Source organism: Streptomyces mutomycini, from assembly GCF_001700505.1.
Taxonomy (GTDB): domain Bacteria; phylum Actinomycetota; class Actinomycetes; order Streptomycetales; family Streptomycetaceae; genus Streptomyces; species Streptomyces mutomycini.
On sequence record NZ_MAPV01000190.1, the window covers coordinates 1 to 21,036 of the forward strand.

The following is a 21,036-nucleotide window of genomic DNA, read 5'->3' on the forward strand; positions in this document are numbered from 1 at the left end:
CCCCCGCCGGTCCCGCTCCTCGGTCCACGTCCCGTGCAGGACCACGGCCAGTGGTGCGCCTCCGACGCGGAGCGCGGCCGGGTCCGTGATGTCGAAGCTCACGTCCTGGCCGATGAAGCGGGATCCGAGAGGCACACCGAAGTACGTGTGAGCCCCGTAGAAGTAGGCCTGGCGCAGTGTCTCCGCGAACAGCAGCGGATCGTTCAGTCCGTTCTCGTCCGGGTGGTACAGCGCGTGATCGCGCGGCCACTGCGCCCCCACCGAGAACGTGTCCGTACCGGTACGGACACCGCCGGTGACGAACACCTCGGCGATGGAACTGCGATGCACCAGTTCGCGTGTGACGGGCTGGAGGAAACTGAGTACTTCGACCTCGGCACCTATTGATGGCGCCTGCATGATCCTAGAATCATCGAGTACGACAGACATCTGAATACCTCGCCTCTCGGCTGGAGTAACCCTGCGAGCGAACAGACGTGCGAAGCTTCTCTCTGCGCGTCATTAATATACCTGCGCGAAGGTATATTGCAAGGCTCACCACAGTGCGCTTCCATGGGTCAACTGCTCGCGACAGCAAGGGGGTTGGGGACGGTCAGAAGCTAGTCACCGGCGCAGCACGATATGGACGTCATGAGTAACGAGCGCAATGAACCAAGGGCCCGCCTCACCGCGGGCACCTCCTTCGACGACACTTCGCACCTCAAGCAGGAGCGCGCGATCCGCACCCGCGGAACGATCCTCAACGCCGCCGCGGCGGCGTTCGCCACCGAGGGCTTTCCCCAGGTCACCATCAAGGCCATCGCCGACGGTGCCGACCTGACCAAGGGAGCCGTCTACTTCCACTTCCCCAACAAGGAGGCGCTCGCCGTCGCAGTGCTGGAGGAGTTCTACCGGCGCATGCAGGAGGCCGTCAACGGCGCTCTGGAACACGGTGATCCGGCATCACCCTCGACCTTCGTGGAAGTCGTGAGACGACTCGCCCGGGCCTTCCACAAGGACATCTTCATCCACGCCGGGGCCCGTCTGCAGATCGAGCGGCCCTACATCAAGGCCGAGCTGCCGGTGCCGTACGTGGGAACGCTGGACGTGCTGACCGAGCTGCTGGAGAAGTGCCGCAAGGCGGGAAGTCTTCCCGAGGACACCAATCCGGAGGCCATGGCCCGGGCGCTCGGCGCCGCCGTGTTCGGCGCCCAGCACATGTCCTGGGTGCTCAACAACCGCGAGGACGTCGTGGAGCGCGTGGAGGAGATCATCGATGCCTTCGTGCCGTTGCGCTGAACGCCGGACTGCCCGGACCCTGGGGGTCCGGGCAGTCCGGCGCAGGACGGGCGCGGCCGTCACTCCTTGACGAAGGCCAGCAGATCCTCGTTGAGCCGCTCGGCATGGGTGGCGAACAAGCCGTGCGGGGCACCCTCGTACGGTATGAACCGGCTGCCGTCGATGAGTTCCGCCGTCCGCGGCCCGCAGAGGGCGTAGGGCGCCGCGAGGTCCTCGGTGCCGTGGATGACGAGCGTGGGCACGGTGACCGCGGCGGTCTCCGCGCGCTGGTCGGTGGTGAACAGGGTCCGGTAGATCTCGGTCCCGGCCCGCGGCGAGGCCTCCAGGCCGGTGCCCACCAGCCATCGCGCGAGTTCGGACGAGACCGGCAGACCCGCCGGATCCGCGTTCGGGCCGCCGAAGAACGGGACGGTGCAGTCGCTCAGCCACTGCGCCCTGTCCCGCCGGATGGCCTCGGCCATCTCCTCGAAGAGAGCGATGTCGAGCCCGTCCGCGTTGTCCTCGGTCCGCAGCAGGAACGGCGTCGTGGAGGCGACCAGTGCCAGCTTCGCCACCCGGCCGGCGCCGTACCGGGACAGGTAGCGCACGGCCTCGCCACCGCCGACCGCGTACCCCACCAGCACCGCGTCCCGCAGGTCGAGATGGTCGATGAGGTCGGCGAGGTCGGCTGCGAGGGTGTCGTAGTCGTAGCCGTCCCAGGGGGCGTCCGAACGCCCGCAGCCACGCCTGTCGTAGGTGATGCAGCGCAGTCCCCGCTCGGCGAGGAAGGACGCCTGGAACTCCCACATGCGGGAGTCCATCATGGCGGTGCCCAGCAGGATGACAGGGCGCCCGGCACCCCAGTCCTTGTAGTGGAGCCGGGTATCGTCCCTGGTCGTGACGTACGGCATGGGCGTTTCCTTCCTCTGGTTGAGCCTCTGGTGGCGGGTGGGACGCGTCAGCCGCGCGCGGCGCGCCCGGGTGCGAACAGCACCAGGGCCGCGGCGGCGAGGCCGAGGGCGACGAGCGGGACGAGCGTGATCGCGAAGGCGTCCGGATAGGCGTCGGCGGAGCGGCCCGCATGGGCGAGCGCCGGGAAGAAGACCGATCCGGCGATCGCCACACCGATGGCCGCCCCGCCCTCCTGGGCGGTGTTCAGCAGCCCCGACGCGGACCCGGCGTGCTCGGGTACGGCGGCACCCAGCACCAGGTTGGTCAGCGGTCCGGTGGTCAGGCCCATGCCGAGTCCGGCGACGAGCAGCATCGGCAGCAGCCAGAGCACGCTCCCGTCCGGACCGAGCCCGTTCGCCGTGAAGCCGATCGCGGTGTAGCCGACCGCGAGGGTCAGCGGACCGCAGGCCACCGTCCGGGCGGACAGCTTGCCCGCGAACCGCGCCGACACCAGCGAGGCACCGAAGTAGCCGGCGCCCACCGCGAGGAACACGAGACCGGACTCCAGCGGCGACAGACCCATGCCCTGCTGGAGGTAGAGGGCCAGGACGAAGAAGAACGAGCCCATCGCGAGGAAGTAGACGACCGTGGCGGCCAGGCCGACCGTGAAGAGCCGGACCCGGAACAGCGCGGGCTCGATCAGCGGCCCCGCGTTGGCCGCTGCCCGCCGGCGCAGATGCCGGACGGTCACCGTGACCAGGACGGCGGCCCCGGCCAGGCACCCCCAGACCCACACCGGCCAGTCCCTCTCCTGCCCCTCCAGGAGCGCGAACACGACGAGCGCCAGTGATCCGGTGACCAGCAGTGCGCCGGTCAGGTCGAGTCGGGTCCCGCCGGTGCCGCGCGACTCGGGAATCGTGCGCTTGACGAAGGCCAGCGAGACCAGGCACAGCGGGACGTTGATCAGGAAGATGGTCCGCCAGCTCAGACCCGCCACGTCGACGCTGATGAGGGCCCCGCCGATGAACTGGCCGAAGACGCCCGCCAGTCCGATGATCAGACCGTAGGTGTTGAAGGCCCGGTCGCGAGCGGCACCGGTGTAGACCGTGCCGATGATGCCGAGGACCTGGGGGACCATCAGAGCGGCGCTCGCGCCCTGGGCGATGCGGGCGACCACCAGGGCGTTGATCGTCGGCGCGAAGGCGCAGGCCGCCGACGCGAGCATGAACAGCGTCATGCCGATGAAGAACATCTTCCGGCGGCCGTACATGTCACCGAGTCGGCCGCCGGTGATGAGGCCCGCCGTGAAGGCGACCCCGTAGCCGACGACGATCAGCTGGGCCTGGGCGGCAGTGGCCTGCAGGTCCGTCCGGATGGCCGGGACAGCCACGTTCGCGATGAAGAAGTCGAGAACGGTGATGAAGGTGCCCACCAGCACCACCACGAGGGCACCGGCCGAGGGGGCGGCGGCCGGTGCCGGAGCGGCTGGTCCACCCTCGTCGACGATGAGGTCCGGGCTTGCTTCAGAGGTCATTCCGACTGCTCTCCTGTGTTGTGTTTCGTGTTTCTCGGTCACCAGGTCACGGGGAGACCCGTCACCCCGTGGAAGACGGTGCCGCGGCGGAAGACCGAGCTCGGCTCGGCCGCCAGCCGGAGGGTGGGGAAGCGCCGCAGCAGGGTGCGCAGCGAGAGTTCCATCTCCATCCGCGCGAGCGGGGCGCCCTGACAGTAGTGCGGGCCGTAACCCCACTGGAGGTGGCCGCCTGTGTCCCGGTCCAGGTCGATGGTGCGCGGGCATGCGAACACCGACTCGTCGTGGTTGCCCGCAGGAACGGAGATGACCACCGCGTCCCCCTTGGCGACCGGCACCCCTCCGAGGTCGAGGTCCTCGAGGGCCTGTCGGAGCATCGCGTCCTGCGAGATCGACCAGTAGCGCATCGACTCCTCGACGTAACCCGGGATGAGGGCGCCGTCGTCGGCGGCCACCTTGGCGAACAGGCTGTCGTCCTGCAGCAGCCCCAGGATGTTGAGGGCTATCTGGTTGGTCGTCGTCTCATGGCCCGCGACCAGCACCAGCCTGGCGATGCCGACGAGTTCGTCCATCGTGATCTCGCCGCTCGCGTGGTGCACGGCCAGCCGGCTGATCAGGTCGTCCTCGGGCCGCTTCGTCTTCCTGCGGGCCAGCTCGGCGAGGTAGTCGGACATCTCCACGAACGCGGCGTACGCCGCCGCCGGGTCCTCCTGGGAGATGGTCACCCGGGTCTTCTCGACGAAGAACGGGGAGTCCTCGTCCGGGACGCCGAGCAGCCGGGCGATGACCAGCGTCGGCAGGGTCCGCGAGAACGCCGCGTGCAGGTCCGCCGGCTTCTCCAGATCCTCGAACCGGTCGAGGAGGTCGTCGATGAGCCGCTGCACCGGCTCCTTGAGCCCGCGCACCCTGCGCATGGTGAACTCGGTCTGGATCAGCCCGCGCAGCCGGGCGTGTTCGGGGTCGTCCAGGCGCAGGAACGAGCTCGGGTTGCTGCCCGGCGGCAGCTGGATGCGCACCGGCGCTCCGGGCAGCCGCTCGTCGGCGCTGAGCCGGGGGTCGGACAGGGCCTGGCGCACGTCGGCGTACCGGGTCACCAGCCAGGCCAGCCGCGACTCGGCCGCGCCCGCCGGGATGCGTACGGCGCAGGGCGGCGCCTTGCGCAGCTCGTCCAGGATCGGCGGGGGCTCACCGTTCTCGGTCCGGGCGAACGGCCAGTCCAGCACACGCGTCTGAGCGTCGAGCGACATGGGAGGAACCCCTCTGCGAGTCGGTTGCACTTCCTCACCTACTCTTCCTTGCCGCCCTGACGTGTACCTGACGCGGAGGTTCCGCCTCCGCCCTGCGTGCCCCTCCGTTCAGTCGAGAAAGGCGGCCTCTATCCACCGGCGCACGCCGCCCTTGCGCATGCGGTGCAACCGCTCCACGGTGTCGGCCACCCGGCGCGGCCCGCCCACGGACAGGAACTTCTCCTGGACCATCTGGGAGTGCCGGGAGCGGGTGTCCGGGCCCGCGGCACCGAGCGGGATCAGACGCGTACGGGAGATGGTCCGGCCGTCCGCCAGCCGTACGACGACCCGGGCGCCGGTGGCCTTGGTGGAGCGGGAGAAGTCCCGGCCGCCGGCCTCCAGGCCACCCACGAGGTCGACGAGCTCGTCACCGCCGAAGCCGCGCAGCCACGGGGTGGCCAGCGGTCCCGCCTCGCGCACCGCCTCGCCGAACGGTGCGTCGGACAGGAAGAGTTCACGGGTCATCGCCGTGTCGTGCTCCAGCCGCACCCGGCGGGCCAGCGACCAGCGCACGGGGTCGTCCAGCTGCGGTGCGGAGAAGTCGTCCACGGAGAACTCGCCGGTCAGCAGGGTGGTGGCGACCGGGTAGGGAACGTCGAGGACGAGCGCGCCCAGCGGGGAGCGGGGGCCGTCGACGTACTGGGCCGCGCGCTCCCCCGCGAACAGCGTGTACAGGGACGCCTCCACGACGATCTCCCGCACGTCCTCCGGGCGCAGCGGGCCGAGTTCGCGGTGGATCTCGGCGGCGCAGTCCACGGCCGCGTCGATGCCGGGGCCGCCGGGGTGCATCTTGAAGGAGAGGGTCTCGGTGTGCCAGCGGCGGCCGAGCCCCTTCGCCACCGCCTGGGGCAGCGGAACCGTCGCGAACCGGGCGAGGAAGCCGTCCTGGTGCTCGATGATGTCGGGTGCGCCGCGCAGTCCGGCGGCGGCCGCGTCGCACGCGTCCATCGCGGTGCGTACCGGCGTGAAGGTGTTGAACAGACGTGCGTCGCTGGCCAGGAAGGCGCGCATCAGCGGCCAGTTGGGCATGGCGAACGCGAGCCCGAAGGCGTTCTCCCACTGGTCCGCCGTGGCCCGGTCGCAGTGCAGCCGGCCGGCCACCGCACCGGCCAGGTGGGTGTGCACGGCGCTCTGTCCGCGCAGCGGGCCGAGGGTGGCGGAGGCGGTGATGCGGGCCGCGCACTCGTTGGCCGCGACCACCGCGGTCAGCAGGGAGAGCCCGTCGAGCTGGCGGGCGTACGCGAAGGCCAGGGGCACGGCGACGGTGGAGTTGGACAGGTGGCCGGCGTAGGCGGTGTCGTCGAGGTTGAGCCAGGAGCCGAGGGCGGCGAAGACGCTCGCCGCAGTGCGCGGGTCGCGCTGCATGGGGTGGCCGAAGGCCGCCACCAGGCGTCGCCCCAGCGGGTGTTCGAGGCCGGCCCGGATCGAGGCTATCTGGGACAGCACCTGGCTGGCCGCGAGCTTGAGGACACGGCAGGGGATGTGTTCGGGACGCAGGTTCGCGGCCCAGTGGGACAGTTCCCGCAGCGGTGTGTCCGCGGGCGGGCGGGAGCGGGTGGTGGACCGCGCCTGGCTCTCCCACTGTTCGCACAGGGCCCTGGCCACGCTTTCGCTGAGTACAGCAGCCGTCATGGCGCGACATACCTTCTCTACGGGAGGGACGCGGATGGGACACGGGGGGCGGGGGCACCGGCACTTGCTCCCGGTGCCCCCGCCCGCCACTCGTGCGGGATCAGGCGCCGGGGACCTTGTCCAGGAACCCGTAGACGCCGTTGATTCGGCCGTCGTCACCGGTGACGAGGACGTCGAAGCCGATCGCGACGGGCTCGGCGCCCGCCTCGGTCACCAGGCCCCACTGGAAGCGGGCGATGTTGTGGTGGGTGTCCACCGCTCCGTGCAGCTCGAAGGAGAGTCCCTTGAACTGGTCCTGGGCACCGGCGACAACGGCCCCGAAGCCCTCGTGTCCCTCGACGGCGGCGAGCGGGTCGATGTACGGGGCGCCCGGCGCGAAGAGCTCGGCGATGCCCGCCGCACGCTTGTCGGCGTCCGTCTCGTTCCACAGGGCGAGGTACTGGGTGACGGTGTTGGTGAGGTCGCTCATGGCGGTCTCCTTCTCCTTGTGTCGCGATTGCGGTGACTGCCTGGCCGTCAGGTGCGCCGGCCAGGCGGGGGGTCTTGAGGTCCCGGGAGGCCCGGGGAGGTCAGGGCCGTCAGGTCGCGGGAGCCCACACGGCCAGGGCACCGGGCATGACCTCGAAGGTCGCCGACGGGCCGATGCCGTGCTGGTACTCACCGTCGTGTTCCAGCGGCAGCCGGTGACCGTCGGTGCGTTCCACGGTGATGGTGCGGCCGCGGGCGTAGACGGTGTCCGGGAGCCCCATGTGGGCCGCTGTCCTGGTGAGTTCGGGTACGTCGGCGGCGGGCACGCCGCCCCCGATGACGCAGACGTCGAGCAGTCCGTCGTCGAGGAGCGAGTCGGGCAGGACGAGGTAGCGCCCGCCCCGGTAGCGGCCGCCGCCGACGTTGGCGAGGACGGTCGGGCCCTCGTGCACCACGCGGCCGTCGACGGTGACACGGCCCGGGTACGGGACGTACGCGGCCGCGGTGTCGGCGAACGCCTTGGTGTACAGGTCCCTGCCCGTCAAGGGAATGTCCCGCGCCCTGATCAGCGCGTCGGCTATCACACCGGAGCAGGCGCCCAGGTAGACGCACTGCCGGGTCTCGGTGAGGCGGGCCAGGTCCAGCCGCCGCAGCCGGGCGCTGCCGCCGGCGCCCGAGTCGGTGAGGACCGCCTTGAGGGACTCGGTCCAGGGGCGCTCGCCCCACAGCATCTTGTAACCGGAGTTCCCGGTGCCGCCGGGCACCACGGCGAGCGCGGCGCCGGGTGCGAAGGCCAGGCCCTGCACCACCTCGCGGACGGTGCCGTCCCCTCCGATCACGACCACCAGGTCGGGTGCACGGCCGGGGCCTTCCAGGGCACGGCGCACGGTGACGGTGGCGTCCCCCGGCGCCGTCGTGGCGTGGACCTCGACGTGCTCCAGGCTACTGGCGCACAACTCGGCCACTTCACTGACCAGTTGGGGGCTGTGACTGCCGGATGCGGGGTTGGCCAGGACCAGGGCCCGGGTCGGGCCCGGAGCTGCGGCGTTGTCTGCCATCGGGCGTACTCCTCGGGATCGTGGGTGGCTTCGGCGGTGGCGTGACCGGGCCCGGACGGCTGTCGGGCACGGCCTCCACCACTGTGCCAAGAGGTGCTGACACGGCTCTGACGTGCTGCTGACGCCCGGAACCCGGCCGCCGGCGGGCGTGGAATGCGCTCAGCGCGCGGCCGAGGCGACGACCCGCTGCAACCGCTGGGCGAAGTGCATCGTGACGCCCTGTGCGTGGGCGTCGATGTAGAAGTGGCCGCCCGGGTACTCGCTGTGGCCGAGGTATGCCTTGCTGCGCTCCGCCCAGTGCTTCATGGCGTCCGGGTCCTCCTGGAGAGGGTCAGAGCGGCCCCCGTAGGAGGCCAGCGCGCAGCGGACCCCCGCGTTGTCGTCCACGTACTGTGCGGCGACCCTGAGGTCGGCGCGCAGGGCCGGGACGACCAGGGCGAGCATCGCCGGGTTGTCGTAGATCTCGGCGGGGAAGGACCCCAGATGCTTGATCCACTCGACCAGTTCGGGATCCGGCATCCGGCTCTGCTCCACGGTGGGTGAGTTCCAGCCCACCGGCGACCAGCCGGACATGCCGATCATGACGGGGGAAGGGCCCCCCTCCTCCTCCATCCGGATCGTCAGCCGGAAGGCCAGCTGTGCGCCGAGGCAGTGTCCGAAGAAGGCGAAGGGCCGGTCGTCGAGGTCGTCGAGCACTGCTTCGTGGAGCGCGTCGAGCAGCAGGTCCCAGTCCTCGTACGTGCCCTCCTCACGGCGGTTGTGACGGCCGGGCAGGGTCACCGCCTGGGAGGCGATGTCGGCCGGGAGCAGCTTCTCCCAGTCGCGGTAGATGATGGCGCCACTGCCCGCGTGCGGCAGCATGAAGAGCCGTACGGACGCGTCCGGGGACGGCTCGACGGGATGGAACCACTGGCCTGTACGGGACATCTCCGCGCCTATGGCACTGGTCACGATTTCGTTCCTCCATCGGTGAGGGTCCGGCCGATCTCGCGTACTGCGGGGAGCAGCACCTCGGCGACTTCCTTCAGCTGCGTCTGTGGGTCGAGCGATCCGATCCGCAGAACGAGGTGCCGGGCGCCGGCGCGGACGTAGCCGCCGAGCCATTCGGCACACTGCTCGGCACTGCCCCAGCCGTAGGCCTGGATGGCCGACATCTGTTCCAGGGAGCGCCCGTAGTAGTGGCTGATGTAGTGCTCCAGCTCGGCCCTGGCGGCGGTGGAGTCGCTGTTGACGGTGACCGTCGCGTACAGCGCGGGGGTCACAGCGCCGGGTCCGCGGCCCGCTTCGCCGGCGAGTTCGGCGATCCGCCGGCAGGCCCTGCCGTACGCGTCGACGTCCGGCAGGAAGGGCAGCCAGCCGTCGTAGCGGGTGGCCGCGCGGGCGAGCACCTTCGGGGTGTCGCTGCCCGCCAGCCAGAGCGGCGGGCCGCCGGGGGTGGCGGGGCTCGGCAGCCGGTCCAGCCGGTCGGCCTGCCAGTACTTTCCCTGAAAGCCGGTGGGCCGGCCCGGCTCGCCCGCGGACCAGGCGGTGCGCCAGAGGTCGGCGATCTCGTCGAGGCGGCCGACGCGCCCCGTGAAGGAGGCTCCGACCGAGGCGAACTCCTCCTCCGTCTCGGGCATCGGGAATCCGGAGCCGAGGCCGAGGACCAGGCGGTCCCGCGCGACGTGGCCGAGACTCGCCACCATGTTGGCGCCGATCAGCGGGTGACGCAGGGCGGGGGTGAGGGCGGCGGTGCCGACGGTGATCCGTTCGGTGGCGGCCGCGGCGGCGGAGAGCACCACGAGGGGCGTCGACTCCCTGTGGGCCGTCAGGGAGTCGCCGGCCCACAGGGAGTCGAAGCCCAGGTTCTCCGCCTGGCGGGCGAAGTCCAGGAGGGGGGCCGCCGCGTAGGTGCCGTTGATGGCCTGCTCCCTGGTCGGGAGCAGGATGCCGATGCGCAGGGATCCGCCCGGGGCCTGCGGAGGTTGGTGGGATCGTGCGTCGTCGGATGCTTGTCGCGCGGGTGCCCGCGCCCCTTCCGGGACAGGGCCGGGCCGTTCGGCGTCCATGCGTGCCGCTTCCTCTCTTCGTTCTGCCGTCACTTCTGGTTCAGATCAGCGGGTCGCGTGCCGGGGCGGTGAGCTGCTGCCGCACGGCGCGGCGCAGGATCTTGCCCGACGGGTTGCGGGGCAGGCTGTCGACGATGTGGTAAGCACCGGGGATCTTGTAGTCGGCGAGGTGGCCCCGCAGGGACAGCAGCAGCTCCCGGGGGGTCGCGGTGGTGCCGGGGCGCAGGACCACGGCGGCGTGCACCGCCTCGCCCCAGCGCGGGTCGGGCAGCCCGACGACCGCGGAGTCCGCGACGGCAGGGTGTGCGGCGAGCGCCTTCTCGACCTCGGCCGGGTAGATGTTCTGCCCGGCGACGATGATGGTGTCGTTCATGCGGTCGCAGAGGTAGAGATAGCCGTCCTCGTCGAGGTAGCCGGCGTCGCCCATGTGCAGCCACTCCCCCACCAGGGTGCGGCCGGTGGCTTCCGGAAGGTTCCAGTAGCCGAGCATCCGGGAGGGCGCCCGTACGCAGATCTGGCCGATGGCGCCGGGCGGCAGCCGGACGCCGTCCGGGCCTACCACTTTCACCTCGTTGCCGGGGCAGGGCCTGCCGACGGACTCCAGGACCGCGCTGCCCGGGTAGTGGTCCTCGGGAGGCAGGCACACCGCCACGCTGCCGGTCTCGGTGCTGGCGTAGATCTGGGCGAATTCGCAGTCGAACGTCTCAAGGCACTGCTTCAGCAGCGTCTCGGACATCGGGGCGGCCCCGTAGCAGACCTTGCGCAGGGAGACGAACGCGTCCGGACCCGCGGTCCGTTCGCCCGCCATCATCTGGAGCATGGCCGGCGCGGCGAAGGTGGTGGTGACCCGGTGGGTACGGATCAGCCGCACCGCCTCCTGCGGGTCGAACTGGGGCATGATCACGCTGGTGCCGCCGGCGTTGAACGTGTGCATGAACCAGCCGATGCCCGCGATGCCGAAGCCCGGCAGCGAGATCAGGGCGACGTCCTCGGGCAGCCAGTCGATCCAGGCGGCACCGTGTTCACGCATCGCCCGCGGCAGGGTGAAGAAGCTGCGGTGGGCGAGCACTGCCCCCTTGGGCAGCCCGGTGGTACCGCTGGTGTAGATCTGCACGACCGGGTCGTCGGGCCCGGTGCCGGACTCCAGTTCGGTGTCCGGCCGGCTCGCGTACCAGGCGGGCAGCCCGGCACCGCGGGCCGGTTCCCCGTCGGTGTCGGTCCCGTCGATACGGATCATCGTGTGGAACTCGGGCAGGTGGGGGCGGACCTTGGCGGCGGTGTCCCAGAACTCGTCGTCGACGAAGACCAGGACGGCGCCCGAGTCGCGCAGGATGTGGTCGACCTCGTCCGGGGTGAGTCGCCAGTTGACCGGGACCAGAACCGCGCCGATCTTGGCGCAGGCGAGGATCACCAGGTAGTAGTTCTCCGACTCGCGCCCCAGATAGGCGACCCGGTCGCCGCGCCGTACGCCGCTTGTGCGCAGGGCGTGTGCGGCACGGTTGCTCTCTCGGTGCAGCTTCGCGTAGGTGGTGATCCGGCCCTCGCAGACGATCGCCGCATGGTGCGGGCGGCTGCCGGCGTGGGCGCGGGAGGTGTGGTTGAGCGTCCAACTCACGTTGTCCGCGATGGTCATGGTGGTCATGGGGTCCTCCCCGTTCGTCCGGGACGAGTCGTGCGGGGTCATGCCGTGGGGACCGGGCACAGTTGCCCGTCGAGGAAGTCGGCGAGCTGCCGTACCGTCGGGTGGTCGAAGGTGATCGAGGCGGCCAGCGGCAGCCGGAACACCTGCTCGAGACCGGACTTGACGTTCTGCGCCATCAGTGAGTCCAGGCCGAGCGAGACGAACTCGGTCGACTCGTCCAGCTCGTCGTCGGCCTCCATCTGCAGGACGGCGACGACCTTCTCCCGGACCACCTGGGTGATCAGGGCCCTGCGCTCCGGTGCGGGCATGGCACCGAGCGAGGCGGCGTCGAAACCGTCGTCGGCGGCGCCGTCCTGCCGGGCGAGGCGGTCGTAGAACTGGTCACCGGTGGCGCTGCCGGCCACATAGCGGTCCCAGTCGAACTCGCCCACCACCCGCTGGGTGCGCGGGCGGCCGCCCCACAGCCTGGCCAGGGTGTCCAGGGCCCGCGCCGGTGAGAAGAAGCGGACGCCGCTGCGTTCGATCTCGCGGCTGAGGTGCTCCTCCAGCCGGGCGGACATGCCGACCCTGGCCCAGGCACCCCAGTTGACGGAGAGCCCGGGCAGGCCCTGGCGGGTACGCCACTCGGCGAGGCTGTCGAGCCCGGCGCTGGCCGCCGCGTAGTGCCCCTGGGTGGCTCCGCCGAGGACGGAGGCGATCGACGAGTACGTCACGAAGAACTCCAGCTCCGGGAAGGAGCTCTGCGCGGCCTCGTGCAGCAGCCAGCCGCCGTACGCCTTCGCGGCGAGCTGGGCGTCGATGGACTCCCAGGTCAGTTCGGCGATCAGCTTCTTGTCGTAGGAACCGGCCGCGTGGACCACGCCGCCGACCGGGTACGGTCCGGACGCCACCTCGTCCACCAGCGCGCGCACGTCCTGGGAAAGGCTCACGTCGGCTCGTACGAGGGCGAGTTCGGCGCTCTCGGCAAGCTCCGCCAGAACCGGTGCGGCCTCCTCGGTGGGCTTTCCGCTGCGGCTGACCAGGGTCAGGTGCCGGGCCCCCAGGGCCACGAGCTTGCGGGCCGTCACGAGACCGAGACCGCCGAGTCCGCCTGTGACGATGTAGGTGCGGTCGGGGCGGACGGCGGCTTCGGTGACCGCCCCGGTGTCCGCCGGGGGTGCGGCCGGCTCGTCGGCGTGTGCGCCCGGCAGGGACAGCCACACCTCGGCGGCCGGGTCGGTGAGGGCGGTGCGCAGGGCCTCGCCCGTCTCGTCCAGGCGGAAGTGCCGGCTCCCGTCGTGCGGGCCGGAGTGCGGCGCGAGCACGACCGACGCGGACGGGACGGTGAGCGTGGAGCGCAGGGTCCCGTCGTGGCGTACGAGGACCTCGTCCCCCTCGGTGAACCCGGCCCCCTCGCCCACCGCGCGCACGGTGCCGGTGGCCTGGGTGCCCAGCACGGGCGGGGGCTCCTCCTCCTCCCGTTCGGCGCGCCCGGTGTCCAGCGCGGTCCGGGCGTCCTCATCGGTGAGGGCGACGGCACGGACCTCGACCTGCACCTCGTCGGCGTCCGGCGCGCGGTCCGCGGCGGGCACCAGCGCCAGGTCGGAGAGGTCACCGGAGTCGGGGGCGCGCAGCTCGTAGCCGCCGCTCCAGGTGAGCGTCGCGTCGCCGGCGAGCAGCCGGCGGACGTAGCGCCTGCCGGGCCGGTGGGCGACCTGGTACTCGCCCGGGGTCTCGGCGGTCCACTCCGCGAGCAGCGGTTCGAGATCGCTGCCCGGTGCGAGGTCGACGAGGGTGGCGCGGTACTGCGGGTACTCGGTGAGCAGCACCCGTCCGAAGCCCCACAGGGTCGCGGCGGCGAGGTGCCCGCCGTCGCCGGCCGGGTCGCCGGGGAGCGCCTGGGCACCCTCGGTCACCAGCCACAGCCGGGGCGGCCGGGGCTGTCCGGCCGCGTCCATCGCGGTGACCAGGGCCAGCAGTTCGCGGTAGTTGTCCTCGCACTCGGCCCGCATCCGCTCGGCGGACATGGCTCCCGGCCGCTGCCGCCATACCCGGCAGACATCCGTGACGGTGGGGTCGTCGAGGGCCGCCTTGAGGTCGGTGGTGTCGGGCAGCGACGTCACCTGGATGCCGGACTGTCCGGCCGGTACGGCGGCACGGCCGGCGGACCGGTCGAGCAGCAGCAGGTGGCGGCCGCCGGCGGGGGCGGTCTGCGCAGGGAGGGCCCTGCGCACCCACTCGGGGCGGTGCAGGAACTGGCGGCGGCCCGTGCGGCCCCCGGGGCGGGCCAGCCGGACGCCGAGGAGTTCGGTGACCGGGTCGCCGTTCTCCAGAAGGAGGATGTCGGCGACTCGGCGGTCCTGGTCGCCGTGGACACGGGCGAGGACACGGAGCTGCTCCCCGCGGGGCTTCCTGAAGTGCCGTACGGAGGCGATCTCGCGCGGCACGAACACCGGGCCCTCCGGGTCCAGGACGACAGCGGCCTGCACCGCTGCCTCCAGGAGTTCGGCGGGCACGTGCTCGACCGCGGTGGCGTCGCGGCCGGTGAGCTCGCCGGTGACCAGTCCGTCCCGGTGCCGGGAGGCGCGCAGCAGCAGGCGCATGCGCGGACCGTGCGGGCGGCCGACGGATGCGAGGTCGGTGTAGATGTCCTCGTCGTCGATGTGGTGTCCGGAGGGCGTCAGTCCGGCGTCCAGCTCGGCCAGCTCGGAGACCGGCACGACCGGTTCGCGTTCGGCGGCGATCGTGGCGCTGGCGTGGATGTGCTCCTCGCCTCCGACGAGAGTGAAGACCTGCACGTCGGCGCCGCCGCCGGCGCGCGGACGCCACCGGGACGTCAGGACCGTGGCGGTCTCGGCGGTCGTGTGCAGTGGTGCGAGCAGCTTCAGCTCGCGGATGGCGGCACGGGTGTGTCCCCCGACCGCGTCCTGGAGCGCGAGGAACAGGTCGATGTACGCGCCGGCCGGAAGTGTCGTGCGTTCTCCGTCACCGAGGTCGGCCAGCGCGCCGAGGTCCTCGGCGGTGAACTCGGCGGTGAACTCCCTCACCCCGCAGGCGAAGCGTTCCTCCGTGCCGAGCAGCAGGTGACGTGCCCTGCCGCCGGCCGCTCCGGTGCGCCTGGCGCTGACGGAGGGCAGCCAGTACCGCTTGCGCTGGAAGGCGTAGGTGGGCAGGAAGGTCTTCGCGGCGGCGGCGCGGTCCGCGTGGTAGTCGGCCCAGGAGACCGTCAGGCCCGCGGCGTAGTAGGCGGCGAGTGCGGCCAGGGTGGTGCCCGTGGAGTCGTCGCGGCGGCGCAGGCTGGCCAGCCACACGTGGTCCTCGACGGTCAGGCAACGCCGGGCGAGGGCGGTGAGGGCGGCCTGCGGTCCGATCTCGATCAGGGCGTGGCGGCCGCGCTGGGCCACCGCCCGGATGCCGGCCATGAAGCGCACGGGTTCGCCGATGTGCCGCACCCAGTAGTCGGCGGTGCCGATCTCGCGGAGACGGGCCGGCCGGCCGGTGGCGTTGGAGATCAGGCTGATGGTCGGCTCGTGGAACGTGATGCCCTCGATGGCGGCCCGGAAGGCGTCGTAGACCTCGGCCATCAGGGGTGAGTGGAAGGCGTGCGAGACGGCCAGCCGGTCGACGCGGGTGCCCCGCTCCTTGAGGAGGGTGATGATCTCGTCGAGGGCGGCGGTGCCGCCGGAGACCACGCACTGGTCGGGGGCGTTCACCGCCGCGAGGGCCAGGTCCGGATGGCCGGCGAGGAGGGGCTCGACGTCCTCGGCGGGCGCGGACACGGCGGCCATGCCGCCCGGTGTGCTCACCGCCTGCATCAGCCGCGCGCGGGCGGCGACCAGGGTCACGGCGTCCGGCAGGTCGAAAAGGCCGGCCACGGCGGCGGCCACGACCTCCCCGATGCTGTGCCCGATGAGCACGTTGGGGCGCACGCCCCAGGACATCCACAGCTTGGCGAGCGCGTACTCCAGGGTGAACAGGGCGGGCTGGGTGTACTCGGTGCGGTCGATCGCCTCCGGGTCGGCAGCGGTACCGAGCACCAGTTCGGCCACGGAGCGGCCCAGATGCGGGGCGAACAGCTCGTCGCACAGGTCGACGTGCTCGCGGAAGACCGGGAAACGCTCGTAGAGCGCGGCTCCCATGCCCGCGTACTGCGAGCCCTGGCCGCTGAACATGAACGCCGTCCTGCGGATGCCGGAGGGCCCCTCGTGCTTCTCGTCGGCGGCCTTGTCCAGCAGGTTCGTGAGCGCCGTGCGGTCGGCGACCGGGCCCGCGACGCGGTAGGGGTGGTGGGTCCGGGAGACGTTGGCGGTGTAGCAGAGTTCGTCCAGCCCGACGTCGGGACGCTCGTCCAGCAGCTGCCGGTAGTTGCGTGCCTGGGCACTCAGGGCGGCGGCGCTCTTGGCGGAGAGGGTGAACATCGGGACCCCGCGCGGGGCCGGGTCCACCGGCGCCGGCTCGGCCGGGGCCGGAGACTCCTCCAGGACCACCGCGCCGATCGTGCCCGCGAAGCCGAAGCTGTTGACGACCGCGCGCCGGACCTCGGCCTTCCACGGTTCGCACGCGGTGGGCACGCGCACCGGGTAGAGGTCCCACGGGATGCGGCCGGAGGGTGTGTCGAAGTTGAGGTGCGGGTAGATGGTCCCGGACCGCATCTGGAGCACCGACTTGATCACGCCGACGATGCCGGCCGCCGGCTCCATGTGGCCCAGGTTGGTCTTCACCGAGCCGACGAGCAGCGGGTCGCTCTTCGTGTGCGAGTCGGCGAAGGCGTCGCCGATGGCACCGAACTCGATGGGGTCGCCGAGCGGGGTGCCGGTGCCGTGCGCCTCGACGTACTGGATGTCCTCGGGGGCGAGGTGCCCGGCGGCGAGGGCGGCGCGGATGACCTTCTCCTGGGCGGGGCCGTTGGGCACGGTCAGGCCCGCGCTGTCGCCGTCCTGGCCGACGGCCGTGCCGCGCACCAGGGCGAGAACGGTGTCGCCGTCCCGGGTCGCGTCGCTGAGGCGCTTGAGTACGACGACGCCGCAGCCCTCGGCACGGGCGTAGCCGTCGGCGGCCTCGTCGAAGGTCTTGCACTGCCCGTCGGGGGACAGCATCTGCGCGTTGGAGAACATCACCGAGGTGCGCGGGTGGTGCAGGGCGTTGACACCGCCGCACAGTGCGATGTCGGACTCGCCCGCACGCAGGCCCTGTACGGCGAGGTGGAGGGCGACCAGCGAGGAGGAGCACGCGGTGTCGATGCTCATGCTCGGGCCGCGCCAGCCCAGGAAGTACGACAGCCGGCCCGACAGCGGGAACATGGTGATGCCGGAGGCGAGGTTGCCCTCCAGCTCCTCGTACGGCAGTGAGTCCAGCTCCATCGAGTAGTCGATGGAGCTGGCGCCTATGTAGACGCCGCCGTTGCCGCGGCGCAGCGGTGTCGGGTCGATGTTGGCGTGCTCCAGGGCCTGCCAGGCCGTCTCCAGCAGCATCCGCTGCTGGGGGTCCATGTACTGGGCCTCCTTGGGCGAGATGTTGAAGAAGGAGGCGTCGAACTGGTCGATGCGGTCGAGGAAGCCGCCCGCCGAGGTGTGGATCTTCCCCTTGTCCTCCGGCGATTCGGGCGTGAACGCGGCCACGTCCCACCGGTCACCCGGTATGGGACCTATTCCGCTGCGCCCTTCACGCAGGAAGGCGTCGAACTCGTCGGGCGAGTTGCTGCCGCCGGGGAATCGCAGACCGATCCCGACGATCGCGATGGGCTCCGGCGCCTGCGCCGGCGCCCGGCTCGTCTCTTCCGTGTCGGATTCCGTACGCGGCATGGAACGACTCCTTGGGTCCTGGGCCTGATCGGTCAGCGGATGGACGGGGCGGACAGGGCGTCGGCCAGGTGGTCCACGAGGTGGTTGACCGTCGGCTCGTTGAACAGCACGTTCACGTTGATGGACAGATCGAGGAGCTGCTCCAGGCTCTGTCGTATCTCGGTCAGCCGCAGCGAGGTGAGACCGAGGTCGAAGTAGCTGATGTCGACGGGGAGGTCCTCCGACTCGGCCATGAGGAGAACAGCCTTGAACTTCTGTACGACGAGTGTCTCTATCTCGTCGGCGAGTTCGGTTCGCGGCAATTCACGCAGCCGCTGGGGCACGGTGATCTCGGCAGGTGGCATGGCGGTCATGCAAGCAGCGGCGGCTGACACCTCACTGACGGCGCGTGAGCCCGGTGGCTGGATCAGTCCGGTGTCAGCGCCGAGTCAGATTCGGCTGCCACGATCGATTTGCTTCGAACATCAATTCCCCGAATCGTCCGCACACTCACGGAACGACCCCCACCGGAAGACCGGTACAAGACACATTCCGATATTCGGAAAGGCTGATGATGCTTCGCGAAGCTGCGCAGGAGGAGAGTGCTCCGGCACCATCCGGATTGCAGGAGGAGAGTGCTCAGGCACCATCCGGATTGAAGAGTTACGACCTCTACATCGCCGGCAAGGACGTCGCCGGGGACGGTTGGGTCTACACCGTCAGCGGGCGGTCTCTGCTGGAGGACGTGTTCACCAGTGTGAGCCTCAAGCGCTCCCTGGAGCAGGACCCGGAGTCCGAGGCATCCCAGCACCCCTACGTCGTGGGCCGCTGCGCCATCGCCGACGACGACGCCATCGACCTCGCCACACAGGCCGCCGCGGCCGCCGCCTCGGACTGGGCGGCCGTCCCGCTGGAGCGGAGGATGCGGCTGGGCACCCGCTTCCGCGAGGAACTGATCAAGCACCAGGACGAGTTCCTCGAGATGCTCGTCGCCGAGTCGCACCCGGTGAAGCTGGCCCGGTGGGAGCTGAGCTGCCTCCTGCAGATCTACGCACCCGGCAGCCTGCGCTGGTACATGAAGCAGATGCGGGTCGAGAAGGAGTACTCGGGCCGCAAGCTGATCCTGCAGCGCCAGCCGGACGGCGTGGTCGCCTTCAACCCCCCGCAGAACGCCCCGCTGCCCAGCGCCGCCCTGTGCGTGCTGGCCCTGATGGCCGGCAACAGCGTGGTGGTCAGGGCGCCGCGCAGCATCGCGCTGAGCACCATGTGGCTGCTGCGCGACATCGTGGCCCCGCTGCTCGAGGAGCTCGACGCGCCCCCCGGCGTGCTCAACGCGGTGTGCAGCAACCCCAAGCAGACGATGGACCGCTGGATCGCCGACCCGCTGATCAACGACATCTTCTACATCGGCGGCAGCCAGGAGGGCCTGCGCTTCGAGCAGCGGTGCGTGGCCCACGGGAAGAAGCCGATCCTCGAGCTGGCCGGCAACGACGGCATCGTGGTGTGGAAGGACGCCGACATCAAGTGGGCCGCCGAAGCCATCACCGAGTCGTTCTTCGGCTCCGGACAGATCTGCATGGTGCCCAACTACGTGCTGGCCCATCCCGACATCGCCGAGGCGCTGATCGCCGAGGTGCGCGAGCAGGTCAAGGGCATCCGGCCGGGCTTCCCGGAGGAGGAGGACGTCCTCCTGTCACCGGTGCGCCGCAGCGAGCGGTTCTTCCGGCTGCTGCGGCAGGCCCTGGACAACGGCGCCTCCCTGGTGACCGGCGGCAATCGCACCGAGCTCGACGGCACACCCTCGGAGACGGGCGTCTTCCTGCAGCCCACCGTGCTGCGGGTCGACGGCCTGGACCGGGCCCGCACCTTCGACGTGGTGCGCGAGGAGACGTTCTTCCCGCTCATCCCGATCGTGGTGGCCGAACGCGACAACGACGACGCCCTGCTGGAATCCTTCCTCCGCTTCGTCAACTCCAACTCCTACGGGCTGCGCAACTCCCTGTGGTCGCGCTCCGACCACGTCATCGAGACCTTCGTCCGACGCGTCGTCAACGGCGGGCTGCTGAAGGTCAACGACTCCCACATCGGCTTCCTGCCCTACCTGCCCAGCCACGGCGGCACCGGCCGCACCGGCGGAGCCTTCGGCGAGGCCAACTACCCGATGCTCAAGACCTCGCACGTCCAAGGGGTCAGCATCGCCCGCGACATCAGCCCCTACGACGCGGTCTTCGGCGCCTGAGCGCCCGACCCGTCGGCCTTCCGGAGGTATCCCCGTGCGTTCCCTCGATGCTGCTCGGGCCGTCTGCGAGCAATTCCACCCAGGTCTGCTCAAGGAAATCGAGCAGTTCCCCTATGCCGACCGGGAGCAGCCCGGCGGCCCCGTCATCGACCTGTTCCGCATCCACGGCGGGGTCGGCCTGCTGATACCCAAGGAGTACGGCGGTCACGGAGCGGCGCCGCTGGACGCGCTGCGCGTCCAGCTGGCGCTGGGCGCCCTGTCCCCCTCGCTCGTCGCGGCCGTCTCCATGCACCACTTCACCGCGGCGATGCTCTACTCGCTCGCCGGCAAGGCGGGCCGGCTCACCGCCGCGCAGACCGAGCTGCTGCGGCGGATCGTGCCCGACCAGCAGGTGATGGCCTCCGGCTGGGCCGAAGGCCGCACCGAGCAGAACATCCTCACTCCCGCCGTCACGGCGCGGCCCGTCGAGGGCGGATACCTGCTCTCCGGCTCGAAGAAGCCGTGCAGTCTGTCCCGTTCGATGAGCCTGCTCACCGCGAGCATCGCCATCCACCACGAGGACGGCACCGCCGAGCTGGCACTCGCCCTGGTGCCGGCCGACGCTCCCGGGCTGTCCGTCCACCCGTTCTGGGGCAACGAGCTGCTCGCCGGCGCGGAGAGCGACGAGGTGCGGCTGGCGGACGTGTTCGTGCCGGCGGACATGGTCGTACGTGCCGGGGCGGACGACCCGCACCGGCTCGACGACCTGCAGACGGCCGGCTTCGTCTGGTTCGAGATGCTGATCGCCGCCGGCTACGCGGGCGGGGCCGCCGCGCTCGTCGAGCAGGTGCTGGATCGTGAGCGCGGCAGCGTACAGGAACGGGCCGCCCTCGCCATCGAGATGGACGCCGCGCTGGCGCTCCTGGAAGGTGTCGCGCGGGCGATCGGCCCGGAGACGGACGATGAGTCGGTCGCCCAGGTCCTCGTCGCCCGCTACACCGTCCAGAAGGCGCTGCCGAAAATCGCCGCGCAGGCGCTGGAGCTGCTCGGCGGACTGGACTTCATCCTCGGTTCCGCCCACGGCCAGGCTGCCGCAGCCGTGCACGCCCTCGCCTTCCACCCGCCGGGCCGCGGCGCCGCCGCCGAGCCGCTGCTGCGCTACTTCGACGGCGGCCCGCTGGTCCTGAGCTGAGTCACCGCACCCTCGGGCAGCGAGCATCGGCCCCCCACCACACTTGGAGTGAGA

Annotated in this window: 15 protein-coding genes; 3 read left to right on the plus strand and 12 right to left on the minus strand. The window is 71.1% G+C overall.

Annotated features, from left to right (window positions below; genetic code table 11):
* Positions 1–399: AfsA-related hotdog domain-containing protein (locus tag BFF76_RS24750; protein WP_275935675.1), on the minus strand; the 399-nt coding region annotated here is incomplete at its 3' end.
* Positions 400–630: 231 nt separating this feature from the next.
* Here BFF76_RS24750 and BFF76_RS24755 point away from each other — a divergent pair.
* The gene (locus BFF76_RS24755) at positions 631–1,278 is read left to right on the plus strand and encodes a ScbR family autoregulator-binding transcription factor (protein ID WP_234316634.1); all 648 of its coding nucleotides are present in this window, start codon (positions 631–633) and stop codon (positions 1,276–1,278) included.
* A gap of 59 nt (positions 1,279–1,337) precedes the next feature.
* Here BFF76_RS24755 and BFF76_RS24760 read toward each other — a convergent pair whose 3' ends face one another.
* From BFF76_RS24760 to BFF76_RS24810, 11 genes are all read right to left on the minus strand, one after another.
* Positions 1,338–2,168, minus strand: a complete 831-nt coding sequence (locus BFF76_RS24760; protein ID WP_031089575.1) for an alpha/beta fold hydrolase — start codon at positions 2,166–2,168, stop codon at positions 1,338–1,340.
* A 47-nt stretch (positions 2,169–2,215) separates the two neighbouring features.
* Complete coding sequence (locus tag BFF76_RS24765; protein ID WP_031089573.1) at positions 2,216–3,682, minus strand: MFS transporter; 1,467 nt, start codon at positions 3,680–3,682, stop codon at positions 2,216–2,218.
* A gap of 38 nt (positions 3,683–3,720) precedes the next feature.
* Positions 3,721–4,926: a cytochrome P450 gene (locus tag BFF76_RS24770; protein ID WP_031089571.1), complete on the minus strand. Its 1,206-nt coding sequence runs from the start codon at positions 4,924–4,926 to the stop codon at positions 3,721–3,723.
* A gap of 108 nt (positions 4,927–5,034) precedes the next feature.
* On the minus strand, positions 5,035–6,597 hold the full coding sequence (locus BFF76_RS24775) for an MmgE/PrpD family protein (protein ID WP_107418484.1): 1,563 nt from the start codon (positions 6,595–6,597) through the stop codon (positions 5,035–5,037).
* Positions 6,598–6,697: 100 nt separating this feature from the next.
* Positions 6,698–7,066: a nuclear transport factor 2 family protein gene (locus BFF76_RS24780; RefSeq protein WP_031089568.1), complete on the minus strand. Its 369-nt coding sequence runs from the start codon at positions 7,064–7,066 to the stop codon at positions 6,698–6,700.
* A gap of 109 nt (positions 7,067–7,175) precedes the next feature.
* Complete coding sequence (locus tag BFF76_RS24785) at positions 7,176–8,123, minus strand: diacylglycerol/lipid kinase family protein (protein WP_053931089.1); 948 nt, start codon at positions 8,121–8,123, stop codon at positions 7,176–7,178.
* A gap of 159 nt (positions 8,124–8,282) precedes the next feature.
* Positions 8,283–9,050 (minus strand): thioesterase II family protein, encoded by a 768-nt coding sequence (locus tag BFF76_RS24790; protein ID WP_031089563.1) that lies wholly within the window; start codon positions 9,048–9,050, stop codon positions 8,283–8,285.
* Positions 9,051–9,070: 20 nt separating this feature from the next.
* Complete coding sequence (locus BFF76_RS24795) at positions 9,071–10,171, minus strand: LLM class flavin-dependent oxidoreductase (RefSeq protein WP_079122480.1); 1,101 nt, start codon at positions 10,169–10,171, stop codon at positions 9,071–9,073.
* Positions 10,172–10,211: 40 nt separating this feature from the next.
* Positions 10,212–11,804: a fatty acid--CoA ligase gene (locus tag BFF76_RS24800; protein WP_107418485.1), complete on the minus strand. Its 1,593-nt coding sequence runs from the start codon at positions 11,802–11,804 to the stop codon at positions 10,212–10,214.
* A gap of 47 nt (positions 11,805–11,851) precedes the next feature.
* Positions 11,852–17,593 (minus strand): type I polyketide synthase, encoded by a 5,742-nt coding sequence (locus tag BFF76_RS24805; RefSeq protein ID WP_065849092.1) that lies wholly within the window; start codon positions 17,591–17,593, stop codon positions 11,852–11,854.
* A 32-nt stretch (positions 17,594–17,625) separates the two neighbouring features.
* A complete protein-coding gene (locus BFF76_RS24810; RefSeq protein ID WP_234316633.1) occupies positions 17,626–17,946 on the minus strand; it encodes an acyl carrier protein in 321 nt (106 codons plus the stop codon).
* A 200-nt stretch (positions 17,947–18,146) separates the two neighbouring features.
* On the opposite strand from BFF76_RS24810, the gene BFF76_RS24815 reads away from it, so the two are divergent.
* Entirely contained in the window at positions 18,147–19,811 is a 1,665-nt protein-coding gene (locus tag BFF76_RS24815; protein WP_053931177.1) for an aldehyde dehydrogenase family protein, read from the plus strand.
* Between the two features lie 34 nt (positions 19,812–19,845).
* The gene (locus tag BFF76_RS24820; protein ID WP_053931087.1) at positions 19,846–20,982 is read left to right on the plus strand and encodes an acyl-CoA dehydrogenase family protein; all 1,137 of its coding nucleotides are present in this window, start codon (positions 19,846–19,848) and stop codon (positions 20,980–20,982) included.
* The last annotated feature ends 54 nt before the right edge of the window (positions 20,983–21,036 follow it).